At 73.8% G+C, this 12,620-nt stretch carries 11 protein-coding genes; 8 read left to right on the forward strand and 3 right to left on the reverse strand.

Features of this window, described 5'->3' with window-relative positions:
- Positions 1-56: 56 nt before the first annotated feature.
- Positions 57-1,931, forward strand: a complete 1,875-nt coding sequence (locus FHX78_RS22955) for an AMP-dependent synthetase/ligase (protein WP_145869299.1) — start codon at positions 57-59, stop codon at positions 1,929-1,931.
- 101 nt (positions 1,932-2,032) lie between these two features.
- On the opposite strand, the gene FHX78_RS22960 is transcribed toward FHX78_RS22955, so the two are convergent.
- Entirely contained in the window at positions 2,033-2,239 is a 207-nt protein-coding gene (locus FHX78_RS22960; protein WP_145869300.1) for a hypothetical protein, read from the reverse strand.
- Between the two features lie 407 nt (positions 2,240-2,646).
- Between FHX78_RS22960 and FHX78_RS22965 the strand changes: the two genes are divergently transcribed.
- Together FHX78_RS22965 and hemW are read left to right on the forward strand one after the other, a co-directional pair.
- Complete coding sequence (locus tag FHX78_RS22965; protein ID WP_145869301.1) at positions 2,647-4,791, forward strand: ATP-binding SpoIIE family protein phosphatase; 2,145 nt, start codon at positions 2,647-2,649, stop codon at positions 4,789-4,791.
- Between the two features lie 27 nt (positions 4,792-4,818).
- Entirely contained in the window at positions 4,819-6,051 is a 1,233-nt protein-coding gene (gene hemW, locus FHX78_RS22970) for a radical SAM family heme chaperone HemW (RefSeq protein ID WP_145869302.1), read from the forward strand.
- Between the two features lie 46 nt (positions 6,052-6,097).
- Here hemW and FHX78_RS22975 read toward each other — a convergent pair whose 3' ends face one another.
- Together FHX78_RS22975 and FHX78_RS22980 are read right to left on the reverse strand one after the other, a co-directional pair.
- Positions 6,098-6,904, reverse strand: a complete 807-nt coding sequence (locus FHX78_RS22975) for a DUF3097 domain-containing protein (protein ID WP_145869303.1) — start codon at positions 6,902-6,904, stop codon at positions 6,098-6,100.
- A gap of 51 nt (positions 6,905-6,955) precedes the next feature.
- Positions 6,956-7,684 (reverse strand): MBL fold metallo-hydrolase, encoded by a 729-nt coding sequence (locus FHX78_RS22980; protein WP_145869304.1) that lies wholly within the window; start codon positions 7,682-7,684, stop codon positions 6,956-6,958.
- 169 nt (positions 7,685-7,853) lie between these two features.
- Between FHX78_RS22980 and hrcA the strand changes: the two genes are divergently transcribed.
- The 5 genes from hrcA (at position 7,854) to FHX78_RS23005 (ending at position 12,618) form a co-directional block, all read left to right on the forward strand.
- A complete protein-coding gene (hrcA, locus tag FHX78_RS22985; RefSeq protein ID WP_145869305.1) occupies positions 7,854-8,870 on the forward strand; it encodes a heat-inducible transcriptional repressor HrcA in 1,017 nt (338 codons plus the stop codon).
- Complete coding sequence (gene dnaJ / locus FHX78_RS22990; RefSeq protein ID WP_145869306.1) at positions 8,870-10,009, forward strand: molecular chaperone DnaJ; 1,140 nt, start codon at positions 8,870-8,872, stop codon at positions 10,007-10,009. Before hrcA ends, dnaJ begins: the two co-directional genes overlap by 1 nt.
- A gap of 89 nt (positions 10,010-10,098) precedes the next feature.
- Positions 10,099-11,172, forward strand: a complete 1,074-nt coding sequence (locus tag FHX78_RS22995; RefSeq protein ID WP_145869307.1) for a nitronate monooxygenase — start codon at positions 10,099-10,101, stop codon at positions 11,170-11,172.
- On the forward strand, positions 11,169-11,909 hold the full coding sequence (locus FHX78_RS23000; protein ID WP_145869308.1) for a 16S rRNA (uracil(1498)-N(3))-methyltransferase: 741 nt from the start codon (positions 11,169-11,171) through the stop codon (positions 11,907-11,909). Before FHX78_RS22995 ends, FHX78_RS23000 begins: the two co-directional genes overlap by 4 nt.
- 166 nt (positions 11,910-12,075) lie before the next feature.
- Positions 12,076-12,618, forward strand: a complete 543-nt coding sequence (locus FHX78_RS23005) for a hypothetical protein (RefSeq protein WP_373313054.1) — start codon at positions 12,076-12,078, stop codon at positions 12,616-12,618.
- The last annotated feature ends 2 nt before the right edge of the window (positions 12,619-12,620 follow it).

Here is a 12,620-nt window from a genome sequence, read left to right on the forward strand (position 1 = left end):
CGAGGGAAACCCAGCCGCACTGAGCCAGCCGCACCGTCGCGGGCCCGGAGGATGTCGTGAGCGACACACAGACACTGATCGAGAACCGTCCGCCGAGCGTGGCGACCCTCTTCCTGGAGCGTGTGGCGGCCACACCGGACGCCGAGGCCTACCGCTACCCGGTCCCGTCCGCCTCGGGCGAGGGCCCGGACAACTGGAAGTCGCTGACCTGGGCGGGCACCGCCGAGCGGGTCCAGGCCATCGCGGCCGGGCTGATCGAGCTGGGTGTACAGCCGGAGGAGCGGGTCGCGCTGGCGTCGTCGACGCGCGTCGAGTGGATCCTCGCCGACCTCGGCATCCTGTGCGCGGGCGCCGCCACCACCACGATCTACCCGCAGACCAACGCCGAGGAGTCCGCCTACATCCTCTCGGACTCCCAGAGCCGGGTGCTCATCGCGGAGGACGCCGCGCAGGTCGCCAAGGCGGTGGAGCGGCGCGCCGAGCTGCCCGAGCTGATCCAGGTGGTGGTCGTCGACGCGGCCGGCGTCGAGACCGACGACTGGGTGATCACCCTCGCCGAGCTGGAGCGGCGCGGTGGGGCCCGGCTGGCCAAGGACGCGGAGCTGGTCGAGGAGCGGGTCGCCGCGATCACCAAGGACCAGCTCGCCACCCTCATCTACACCTCCGGCACCACCGGCCGCCCCAAGGGCGTGCGCCTGCCGCACGACTGCTGGGCGTACATGGCCAAGGCGATCGCCGCGACCGGACTGGTCAGCGGCGAGGACGTGCAGTACCTGTGGCTGCCGCTCGCGCACGTCTTCGGCAAGGTGCTCACCTCCGGCCAGATCGAGGTCGGTCACGTCACCGCCGTCGACGGCCGCGTCGACAAGATCATCGAGAATCTGCCCGTGGTCCAGCCGACCTACATGGCGGCCGTCCCCCGCATCTTCGAGAAGGTCTACAACGGTGTCGCGGCCAAGGCGAAGGCCGGCGGCGGCGCCAAGTACAAGATTTTCCAGTGGGCCGCCGGCATCGCCCGCGAGTACGCCAAGGTCGCCCAGGACAACTTCCGCCGCACCGGCACCGCGAGCGTCCCCTTCGGCCTCGGCGCCAAGCACGCCGTCGCGGACAAGCTCGTCTACGCCAAGATCCGCGAGGCCTTCGGCGGCAACCTGCGCGCCTGCGTCTCCGGCTCGGCCGCCCTCGCCCCCGAGATCGGCTACTTCTTCTCCGGCGCCGGCATCCACATCCTGGAGGGCTACGGCCTCACCGAGTCCTCCGCGGCCTCCTTCGTCAACCCCGGCGAGGCCTACCGCACCGGCACCGTCGGCAAGCCGCTGCCCGGCACCGAGGTGCGCATCGCCGACGACGGCGAGATCCTGCTGCGCGGCCCCGGCATCATGCAGGGCTACCACAACCTGCCCGAGAAGACCGCCGAGGTGCTGGAGGACGACGGCTGGTTCCACACCGGCGACATCGGCGAGCTCTCGCCCGACGGCTATCTGCGCATCACCGACCGCAAGAAGGACCTGATCAAGACCTCCGGCGGCAAGTACATCGCGCCCGCCGAGGTCGAGGGCCGGTTCAAGGCGGTGTGCCCGTACGTCTCCAACATCCTGGTGCACGGCGCCGACCGGAACTACTGCACCGCCCTCATCGCCCTCGACGAGGTCGCGATCACGGCATGGGCCGCCGAGAACGGCATGGAGGGCAAGCCGTACGCGGAGATCGTCGCCGCGCCGGCCACGGTCGAGATGGTCGACGGCTACATCAAGCAGCTCAACGAGGGCCTGCAGCGCTGGCAGACCATCAAGAAGTTCCGCCTGCTGCCGCGCGACCTCGACGTCGAGCACGGCGAGATCACCCCGAGCCTGAAGCTGAAGCGCCCGGTGGTGGAGCGCGAGTACAAGGACCTCATCGAGGAGATGTACGCGGGCACGCGCGAGGCGTGACCGAGCGGGGCGGGTGGTCTCCCGCCCCGCTCGGGGCCGGCAGCGTGCGGGCACGGTGACGGGGCCCGTCGCGTCGGCGACGGGCCCCGTCACCGTGCCCGTCAGTCGGGGAGGTGTTCCAGGCAGGGCCCGTCGGCTCCGTTCGGCAGGCTCGCCCGGTACGTCGCCTCGTCCGTCTCCTCGTAGCCCAGCGCCCGGTAGGCGCCGGCGTCGCGCAGGTTGTAGACGGCCTGGACGCCCTCGCCCTGTCTGGTGAAGTAGCGTGCGCGGGGCCCGGGGGCCGGTCCGGTGCCGGTTTCGCCGCTCATCGGCGTCCTCCTGGTCGGAGATCTTGTGCCAGGAGATGCGGGGCGCGCGCACCTCGGCGCGTTGCACCGTGCTGTTCTCGGCCACGCGGCCGTAGGCGGCGGCGACCACGCGGAGAGTGGCCCGGTCACCGACGACGACGTTGCGCGTGAGGGACCCCTGGCCGACGTGGCACGCCTGGTGGCCGTCGCCCGCGGCCGGGAAGCCGTACTGGTGCTGCACCACGCCGTAGGCGGTCAGCACTGCTCGAAACAGGTCATCTTTTTGGCTGTTCCTGAGCGTTCTTGGAGCGCTGTTCTCACCCCTGGCGGCCCACTTCGGTAACTCGGCGCTTATGAGTGGGGTCGGTCTGTCACCCTGTGGGCGTCGATCGAGGTTCTATTCGTACGAACTGCCCGGGGAGCTGCCCATGAGGGCCATTCCGACCCAACGGGAGACCGCCTCGTGCGCCTTGGGCGCGCGGGGGTGCGCGCGGGTGGAAGCGACCCTGTCCGGAAGTCCCCTCGCGCCGGGTGCCGCGCGGGCCCTGCTGCGCAAGGCGCTCGGTGAGTGGGCGCGACGCCCGCTGCCCGGCGCCGAGCACCTCACCGGCCGGGTCGGCGACGACGCCCTGCTGGTCGTCAGCGAGCTCGTCACCAACGCCGTCGTGCACGCCGGCACCGAGGTGCGCCTGACGTGCGCACTCGACGAGGAGACCGGCGCGCTCGTCGTCGAGGTCGCCGACCGGCACCCCTCCCGGGCGCCGCGCGGTGGCGAGCCGGAAGCGCCGGCGCACGACGCCCCCGAGTTCGGGCGCGGTCTGCGCCTGGTCGCCGCGCTCTGCGAGGCCTGGGGGATCACGTACCGCACGGGCACGAAGACGGTGTGGGCGCGCCTGCCCGCCGGGGGGTGCGCGGCGGACGACCAGAGGGAGGCGTACGCGGGGGAGCGCGCGTTGGCGCGCGATCTGAGGGTCGCGGAGATCCTCGCTCCCGACCCCCTGCCCCCGCGGGACCCGCCGGGTTCCCGGGGGCCGTCCGCGCACCGGGACGGGCCCGGCGCCCGGGAGGCCTGGCGGGGCGGCTCCTACGGCGACGACTGGCTCGCCCGCCGCCCCGGGCGGGACGGCGCCTGGCTGGGGCGCGGCGCGCTGTCCTTCCTCGCCGAGGCCTCCGACCTGCTCGCCGGCCAGCTGGACGAGGACCTGGTCGCCTCCCTCACCGGCCAGCTGATCGTGCCGCGCCTGGCCGACTGGTGTGCGGTGTGGCTGGAGGACGAGGCCACCGGGCACGGGGGCTGGAGCGGCGCGACCCGGATCGGCGGCCCCCGCCTCGCCCGGGTCTGGCACGCCAGCGAGAACCGCATCGAGGAACTGAGCCGGGCCCTGGAGCGGAACCCGCCCGATCCACCCGGCCCCGGAGACCCGTCAGGACCGGGTCCGGTGCCCTACCCCTGGCCGGACGAGGCGCTCGACGTGCCGGCCGACGTCCTGATCGACGTACCGGCCGGCGCCGCCGGTGACGCCCCCCATGCCCACGCCCTCGCCACCATCCCCACCCCCTCCGGCCCCACCCCCTCCGACCCCTCCGACCCCTCCGACCCCTCCGACCCCTCCGGCACCGCCCTCGCCTACCGGCTCGTCGCCGGCGGGCGGCCGCTGGGCACGCTGGTGATCGGGCGGGGCGGGATCGACCGCTTCCCGGACGAGATCACCGGGCTCGTGGAGGACCTCGGCCGACGGGTCGCGCTCGCCATCGGGGCGGCCCGGCAGTACTCCCGCCAGGCCACCATCAGTGCCGTGCTCCAGCGCGGACTGCTCCCCGGCGCCGTCGCCGAGATCCCCGGCGTGCGCAGCGCCCTCGTCTACGAGCCCTGCGACAAGGGCGGGCCGAGCGGCGACTTCTACGACCTCTTCCCGGCCGGACAGGGCCGCTGGTGCTTCGCCGTCGGCGACGTCCAGGGCAAGGGCCCGGAGGCCGCCGTCGTCATCGGGCTGGCCCGGCCCTGGCTGCGGTTGCTCGCCCGCGAGGGCTACCGTGTCGCCGACGTCCTCGACCGCCTCAACCAGCTCCTCCTCGACGACGCCACCGAGGCCGCCGACGCCGCCGCCCGCGCCCTGGTGGCCGCCGGCGCGCGCCCCACCGCCCCCGGCGACGGCCCCCAGACCCGCTTCCTCTCCCTCCTCTACGGCGAACTCGTCCCCTTCGAGGGCGGCGTCCGCTGCACCCTCGCCTCCGCCGGGCACCCCCTGCCGCTGCTGCTCGCCCCCGACGGCACCGTCCGCGCGGTCGCCCAGCCGCAGACCCTGCTCGGCGTCGTCGAGGACGCCACGTACACCAGCGAGACCTTCGAGATGTACTCCGGCGACACCCTGCTCTGCGTCACCGACGGGGTCACCGAGCGGCGCTCCGGCTCCCGCCAGTTCGACGACGGGGACGGGCTCGCCACGGCCCTGGCGGGGTGCGCGGGGATGGACGCCGGCCCGATAGCGGAGCGCATCACGCGGCTCGTGCACGACTTCGGGGCCCGCCCGCCCGCCGACGATCTCGCCCTCCTGGTGCTGCAGGCGGAGTGACGCGGTGGGTGCGGGACAATGGAGCACATGCCTTCCGCACTCCCCGACGGCGAGCCCGTCCCCGCCGACGGCGCGCTGCCCGCGTCCGCGCTCGCCGGGGCCGCCGACCGCCCCCTCGGGTTCTACCTGCACGTCCCCTACTGCGCGACCCGCTGCGGCTACTGCGACTTCAACACCTACACCGCCACCGAGCTGCGCGGCAGCGGCGGAGTGCTGGCCTCGCGCGACAACTACGCCGAGACCCTGATCGACGAGGTCCGCCTGGCCCGCAAGGTCCTCGGGGACGACCCGCGGCCGGTCCGCACGGTGTTCGTCGGCGGCGGTACGCCGACGCTGCTCGCGGCCGACGACCTGGTACGGATGCTGGGGGCGGTCCGGGAGGAGTTCGGGCTGTCGGACGACGCCGAGGTGACCACCGAGGCCAACCCGGAATCGGTCGACCCGGCCTATCTGGCCACCCTGCGGGCCGGCGGCTTCAACCGGATCTCCTTCGGTATGCAGAGCGCCCGGCGGCACGTGCTGAAGGTCCTGGACCGCACGCACACCCCCGGCCGCCCCGAGGCCTGCGTCGCCGAGGCCCGCGCGGCCGGCTTCGAGCACGTCAACCTCGACCTGATCTACGGCACCCCGGGCGAGTCCGACGACGACTGGCGGGCGTCCCTGGACGCGGCGATCGGCGCCGGGCCGGACCACGTCAGCGCGTACGCCCTGATCGTGGAGGAGGGCACCCAGCTCGCCCGCCGCATCCGGCGCGGCGAGGTCCCGATGACGGACGACGACGTCCACGCGGACCGCTACCTGATCGCCGAGGAGATGCTGTCCGCGGCGGGCTTCGCCTGGTACGAGGTCTCCAACTGGGCCACCTCCGAGGCGGGCCGCTGCCTGCACAACGAGCTGTACTGGCGCGGCGCCGACTGGTGGGGCGCGGGCCCCGGCGCCCACTCCCACGTGGGCGGGGTGCGCTGGTGGAACGTCAAGCACCCGGGCGCCTACGCGGCGGCCCTGGCGGACGGGCGGTCGCCCGGGGCGGGCCGCGAGCTGCTGTCGGACGAGGACCGGAGGGTGGAGCGGATCCTGCTGGAGCTGCGGCTCGAGGAAGGCGTTCCGCTCGCGCTCCTGCGGCCGGAAGGGCTGGCGGCTTCCCGGCGGGCCCTGAGCGACGGGCTGCTCCAGGAGGGCCCGTACGAGGAGGGCCGGGCGGTCCTCACCCTGCGCGGGCGGCTGCTGGCGGACGCGGTGGTGCGGGACCTGGTGGACTGACTCCTCCCCGTCCCGCCGGGGTGGCGAGGGCCGTCCCGTGCGTCCGTCAGGCCGGCGCCGTCACGAAGTCGATCAGTTCCTCCACCCTGCCCAGCAGGGCGGGCTCCAGGTCCTTGTAGGAGTGCACCGAGCCGAGGATCCGCTGCCACGCCTCCCCGGTGTTCGCCACCCGCCACCCCAGCGCCGCGCACACCCCGGTCTTCCAGTCCTGGCCGCGCGGCACCCGGGGCCAGCCGGCGATCCCCACGGACGACGGCTTCACCGCCTCCCAGACGTCGATGTACGGGTGGCCCACCACCAGCGCGTGCTCGCTCGTCACCGACTCGGCGATCCGCCACTCCTTCGAGCCCGGGACCAGATGGTCCACCAGGACGCCCAGACGCGCGTCCGGGCCGGGACCGAATGCGGAAACGATCGACGGCAGGTCGTCCACGCCCTCCAGGTACTCCACCACCACGCCCTCGACGCGCAGGTCGTCGCCCCACACCTTCTCGACCAGTTCGGCGTCGTGCCGGCCCTCCACGTAGATGCGTCCCGCCCGGGCGACCCGCGCGCGGGCGCCGGGGACGGCCACCGAGCCGGACGCCGTACGGGTGGGGCGTGCCGGGCCGGCGGACGGCCGCACCAGCGTGACCACGCGGCCCTCCAGCAGGAATCCCCTCGGCTCCAGCGGGAACACGCGGTGCTTGCCGAAGCGGTCCTCCAGGGTCACCGTGCCCGCCTCGCAGCCGATCACCGCGCCGCAGAAACCGGTGCCGGGCTCCTCCACCACCAGACCGGGCTCGGCCGGAACCTCCGGCACCGGCTGCGGTTTCTTCCACGGAGGGGTCAGATCGGCGGAGTACTGGCGCATTCTGATGACGATACGAGGAGCCCGCCCGTGACGATCAGCACGACACGCCGTTCACCCCGACACGCCGAACCTGGCCGCCAGGGCGTCCCGTTGGGCCCGTACGAACGCCGCGTCCACCACCGCTCCGTGACCGGGCACGTACCGCGCGTCCTCGCCGCCCAGCTCCAGCAGCCGGTCCAGCGCGGCCGGCCAGTGCGACGGCACGGCGTCGGGGCCGGCCTGCGGCTCGCCCGACTCCTCGACCAGGTCGCCGCAGAAGACCACCTCCGGGTCGCCGGGGACGAGCACGGCGAGGTCGTGCGCCGTGTGCCCCGGGCCCACGTTCGCCAGCAGCGCCTGCCGGCCTCCGCCCAGGTCGAGCGTCCACTCGCCGCACACCGCGTGCCGCGGCCGGACCAGCGCGTCCACCGCCTCCTCCGCCGCCCGCGGGTCCAGCCCGTGACGTACCGCGTCCGCCCGCAGCTCCTCACGCCCCCGGCCCGCCAGCGCCATGTCCATCCCCACCGCGCCGAACACCTCCGCGCCCGCGAACGCCGCCGCCCCGAGGACGTGGTCGAAATGGGGGTGGGTGAGCGCGAGATGCGTCACACGGCGGCCGGTCAGCGCCTGCGCCTCGGTCCGCAACCGCGCGCCCTCGCCCAGACTGGAACCCGCGTCCACGAGGAGCACGGCGTCCGTGCCGACGACGAGCCCCGCCGTGCAGTCCCACCCCGGCAGCCGGCACCGCCCGGCCCCGGCCGCCACCCGTTCCCACCCCGGCTCTTCCCACGTCACGCTCATACCGCGACGCTAGCTGCCACGACGGCCCGGGGCGCGACGGCGTGGACCGCCCTTGCCCGGGGCGTACCCCCCGGCCGTACACTGGGCCGGGGAACTCTGGCACTCGCGTACGAAGAGTGCCAGGGAAGTGTCGGAAGTGCCGGGCGGAAGGCTTCTGGAGGTGTGCGCGATGCTCAGTGAACGCAGGCTCCAGGTGCTGCGCGCCATCGTCCAGGACTACGTGGGCACCGAGGAGCCGGTCGGCTCCAAGGCCCTCACCGAGCGGCACAACCTCGGCGTCTCCCCGGCCACCGTGCGCAACGACATGGCGGCCCTGGAGGACGAGGGCTTCATTGCCCAGCCGCACACCAGCGCCGGGCGCATCCCCACCGACAAGGGCTACCGGCTGTTCGTCGACAAGCTCGCCGGCGTCAAGCCGATGAGCCCGCCCGAGCGGCGGGCCATCCAGAACTTCCTCGAGGGCGCCGTCGACCTCGACGACGTGGTGGCCAGGACGGTGCGGCTGCTCGCGCAGCTGACCCGGCAGGTCGCCGTCGTGCAGTACCCGTCGCTGACCCGCTCGACGGTGCGGCACGTGGAGCTGCTGTCGCTGGCGCCCGCGCGGCTGATGCTGGTGCTGATCACGGACACCGGCCGGGTCGAGCAGCGCATGGTCGACTGCCCGGCGCCCTTCGGTGAGTCGTCCCTGGCGGATCTGCGGGCGCGGCTGAACAGCCGGGTCGCGGGCCGCCGGTTCACCGATGTGCCCGGTCTGGTGGAGGATCTTCCCGAGGCCTTCGAGGCCGAGGACCGCGGTACGGTCTCGACGGTGCTCTCCACCCTCCTGGAGACGCTCGTCGAGGAGAACGAGGAGCGGCTGATGATCGGCGGCACCGCCAATCTGACCCGCTTCGGACATGACTTCCCCTTGGTGATCCGGCCCGTCCTGGAGGCGCTGGAGGAGCAGGTCGTGCTCCTCAAGCTGCTCGGCGAGGCGAAGGATCCGGGCGTGACCGTCCGTATCGGTCATGAGAACGCCCACGAGGGACTCAACTCCACGTCCGTCGTGTCGGTGGGCTACGGTTCGGGCGGCGAGGCGGTTGCCAAGCTCGGCGTGGTCGGACCGACCCGCATGGACTACCCGGGAACGATGGGAGCGGTACGCGCAGTGGCACGGTACGTCGGACAGATCCTGGCGGAGTCGTAGTGGCCACGGACTACTACGCCGTACTCGGCGTGCGCCGCGACGCGTCGCAGGAAGAGATCAAGAAGGCCTTCCGGCGGCTCGCCCGCGAGCTGCATCCGGACGTCAATCCGGATCCGAAGACCCAGGAGCGGTTCAAGGAGATCAACGCCGCCTACGAGGTGCTCTCGGACCCGCAGAAGAAGCAGGTCTACGACCTCGGCGGCGACCCGCTCTCGCAGGCCGGCGGCGCCGGTGGCGCGGGCGGCTTCGGGGCCGGCGGCTTCGGCAACTTCTCCGACATCATGGACGCGTTCTTCGGCACGGCGTCGCAGCGCGGGCCGCGCTCGCGCACCCGCCGCGGCCAGGACGCGATGATCCGCATCGAGGTGGAGCTGGACGAGGCCGCGTTCGGCACGACCAAGGACATCCAGGTCGACACGGCGATCGTCTGCACCACCTGCAGCGGCGAGGGCGCCGCGCCCGGCACCAGCGCGCAGACCTGCGACATGTGCCGCGGCCGCGGTGAGGTCTCGCAGGTCACCCGGTCCTTCCTGGGCCAGGTCATGACCTCCCGGCCCTGCCCGCAGTGCCAGGGCTTCGGCACCGTCGTCCCCACCCCGTGCCCGGAGTGCGCGGGCGACGGCCGGATCCGCTCCCGGCGCACCCTCACCGTCAAGATCCCGGCCGGTGTGGACAACGGCACCCGCATCCAGCTCGCCGGTGAGGGCGAGGTCGGCCCCGGCGGCGGTCCCGCCGGCGACCTGTACGTCGAGATCCACGAGCTGCCGCACGCGCAGTTCCAGCGGCGCGGCGACGACCTGCACTGCACGGTCACCCTCCCGATGACGGCGGCGGCCCTCGGCACCAAGGTGCCGCTGGAGACGCTGGACGGCATGGAGGAGGTCGACATCCGGCCCGGCACCCAGTCCGGCCAGTCGATCCCGCTGCACGGCCGGGGCGTCACCCACCTGCGCGGTGGCGGCCGGGGCGACCTGATCGTCCACGTCGAGGTGCAGACCCCGGGCAAGCTCGACCCCGAGCAGGAGCGCCTGCTGCGCGAGCTGGCCAAACTCCGCGGCGAGGAACGCCCCACGGGCCAGTTCCAGCCGGGGCAGCAAGGGTTGTTCTCCCGGTTGAAGGACGCCTTCAACGGGCGGTGACGGTCCTCTCGGAGCCCCTCCGAAAAGTGGCTCATGCCAAGGGGAAGGGCCGATTCGGAGTTGGTCGGGGGACGTGACAACATGCCGTCATGTCCTCCGTACCGGCCGATCTCCTACGGCACCCGATCGTGCAGGCCCCCATGGCGGGCGGCGTGTCCGTGCCGCGGCTCGCCGCCGCCGTGTCCGAGGCGGGCGGGCTCGGTTTCCTGGCCGCCGGGTACAAGACCGCGGACGGGATGTACCAGGAGATCAAGCAGCTGCGGGGACTGACCGCCCGGCCCTTCGGGGTCAACCTCTTCCTGCCGCAGCCGGAGACCGCCGACCCGGCCGCCGTCGGCGTCTACGCCCACCAGCTGGCCGGTGAGGCCTCCTGGTACGAGACCGAGCTGGGCGACCCCGACTGCGGACGCGACGACGGCTACGACGCCAAGCTCGCCGTGCTGCTGGACAACCCGGTGCCGGCCGTCTCGTTCCACTTCGGCGTGCCGGCCCGCGAGGTACTGGAGTCGCTGCGCCGCGTCGGCACGTTCACGCTGGTCACCGCCACGACAGCGGAGGAGGCCCGGGCCGTGGAACGGGCCGGGGCGGACGCGGTGATCGCGCAGGGCGTCGAGGCCGGCGGCCACCAGGGCACCCACCGGGACGTCCCGGAGGCGGACGGCTCCGGGCTCGGACTGCTCTGCCTGGTCGCCCAGGTCCGCGAGTCCGTCGGCATACCGGTGGTCGCCGCGGGCGGCATCATGCGGGGCGGCCAGATCGCCGCCGTGCTCGCCGCCGGCGCCGCCGCCGCCCAGCTCGGCACGGCCTTCCTGGCCACCCCGGAGTCCGGCGCGCACTCCCTGCACAAGCAGGCCCTGACCAACCCCCTCTTCGTGCGCACCGAGCTGACCCGGGCCTTCTCCGGCCGCCCCGCCCGCGGTCTGGTCAACCGCTTCCTGCGCGAGCACGGCCCCTACGCGCCCGCCGCCTACCCGGACGTCCACCACCTCACCGCGCCGCTGCGCAAGGCCGCCGCGAAGGCCGGGGACGCGCAGGGCCTGGCGCTGTGGGCGGGACAGGGCCACCGCATGGCCCGCGAGCTGCCCGCCGGGCAGCTGGTGGAGGTGCTGGCCGCCGAACTGGCCGCCGCCCGGACGGCGTTGTCGGCGGGGGGTGCCCGATGACCGCGCCGGTGTTCGTCGTCGACCACTTCGGCACCGACGGTTCCGGCCGTTACGTGCTCGACGGGCCCGAGGGGCGGCACGCCGTCTCCGTGAAGCGGCTGCGGGCCGGCGAGGACGTCGTCCTCACCGACGGCGCTGGCCGCTGGGCCGAGGGCGTGGTGGACGGCACCGAGGGCAAGGACCGCCTGGTCGTGCGGCTCGGTGAAGTCACCGAGGAGGCCGAGGAGTTCCCCCGCCTCACCGTCGTACAGGCGCTGCCCAAGGGGGACCGGGGCGAGCTGGCCGTGGAGACGATGACCGAGGTCGGCGTCGACGCGGTCGTGCCGTGGCAGGCGTCCCGCTGCATCACCCAGTGGAAGGGCGAGCGCGGGGCGAAGTCCCTCGCCAAGTGGCGTGCGACGGCCCGGGAGGCCGGCAAGCAGTCCCGCCGGGTGCGCTTCCCCGAGGTCGGGGACGCGGCGACCACCAAGCGGGTTGCCTCACTTCTCGCCGAAGCGGACTTCGCCGCCGTCCTGCACGAGAGCGGTACGCGGGCCCTGGCGACCGCCGAACTCCCGGCCACCGGGGACATCGTGCTGGTCGTGGGGCCCGAAGGCGGGGTCTCGCCGGAGGAGTTGGCGCTCTTCGAGGAGGCGGGCGCGCGGGCGTACCGGCTGGGCCGCAGTGTGCTGCGCACGTCCACCGCGGGGACGGCCGCCGCGGCGCTGCTGCTGGGGCGCACGGGACGCTGGTCCTGACCTGCGGGTTCCGCCCCCCCGCCGCGCCCTGCCCGTCCCGTCCCCGGGACTCCGCCCCGCCGCCCCTGCCCGTCAGCCCGTCCCCGGACACCGGACGGGCTGACGGCGCGTAAGTGACCGTATGCGCTCTACCGCGCCCGCCCGTGGCGGTGGCAGGCTGCCGTGCATGGGGGCGATGACGAGGATTGCGCGTGGGACGGGCCGGTGGCGGCGGCGGGCGCTCGCCGTCGGGTTCGCCGTCGCGGCCGTGGGCGGTGTCGCGGCGTGCGAGGGCGGCGGACTGGGATCCGCGGCCGTCGCGATCACCACCGACGAGACCGTGACCGAGGAGCTCAACCGGCAGAAGGCCGGGGTGCGTTGGCTGACCTGCACCGCGTCCTTCGGCGACGACGGCGCCTCGCCCGCCGCCGGCGACGACACGGTCGCCTCGGTCGACTGTGAGGGGGAGACGCAGGACGGCGAGGAGATCACCGTCACCGGCAAGGTCACCCACGCCGTCAACGGCGCCTGCGTACGCGGGAACATCACCGCGAAGGTGGACGGAAAGGAGTGGTTCCGGGTCGACGGCCTGGGCGACTGCGACTCCACCAGCCCGCCGCGCGTGGGCGAACCGACGAAGCGCGGACCGAACCCCACCGTCACCGTGACCGTCACCACGACCGTGTGGTGCGAGGAGTACCCGTCGTGTCGTCCCGTCGAGGGCAAGTGATC

It is taken from the genome of Streptomyces capillispiralis, from assembly GCF_007829875.1.
Classification (GTDB): domain Bacteria; phylum Actinomycetota; class Actinomycetes; order Streptomycetales; family Streptomycetaceae; genus Streptomyces; species Streptomyces capillispiralis.

Coding starts and splice junctions, on each gene's coding strand:
- FHX78_RS22960 (WP_145869300.1), bottom strand. CDS start 2,239: ATGAGCGGCGAAACCGGCACCGGACCGGCCCCCGGGCCCCGCGCACGC.
- FHX78_RS22965 (WP_145869301.1), top strand. CDS start 2,647: ATGAGGGCCATTCCGACCCAACGGGAGACCGCCTCGTGCGCCTTGGGC.
- hemW (WP_145869302.1), top strand. CDS start 4,819: ATGCCTTCCGCACTCCCCGACGGCGAGCCCGTCCCCGCCGACGGCGCG.
- FHX78_RS22975 (WP_145869303.1), bottom strand. CDS start 6,904: ATGCGCCAGTACTCCGCCGATCTGACCCCTCCGTGGAAGAAACCGCAG.
- FHX78_RS22980 (WP_145869304.1), bottom strand. CDS start 7,684: ATGAGCGTGACGTGGGAAGAGCCGGGGTGGGAACGGGTGGCGGCCGGG.
- hrcA (WP_145869305.1), top strand. CDS start 7,854: ATGCTCAGTGAACGCAGGCTCCAGGTGCTGCGCGCCATCGTCCAGGAC.
- FHX78_RS22995 (WP_145869307.1), top strand. CDS start 10,099: ATGTCCTCCGTACCGGCCGATCTCCTACGGCACCCGATCGTGCAGGCC.
- FHX78_RS23000 (WP_145869308.1), top strand. CDS start 11,169: ATGACCGCGCCGGTGTTCGTCGTCGACCACTTCGGCACCGACGGTTCC.
- FHX78_RS23005 (WP_373313054.1), top strand. CDS start 12,076: ATGGGGGCGATGACGAGGATTGCGCGTGGGACGGGCCGGTGGCGGCGG.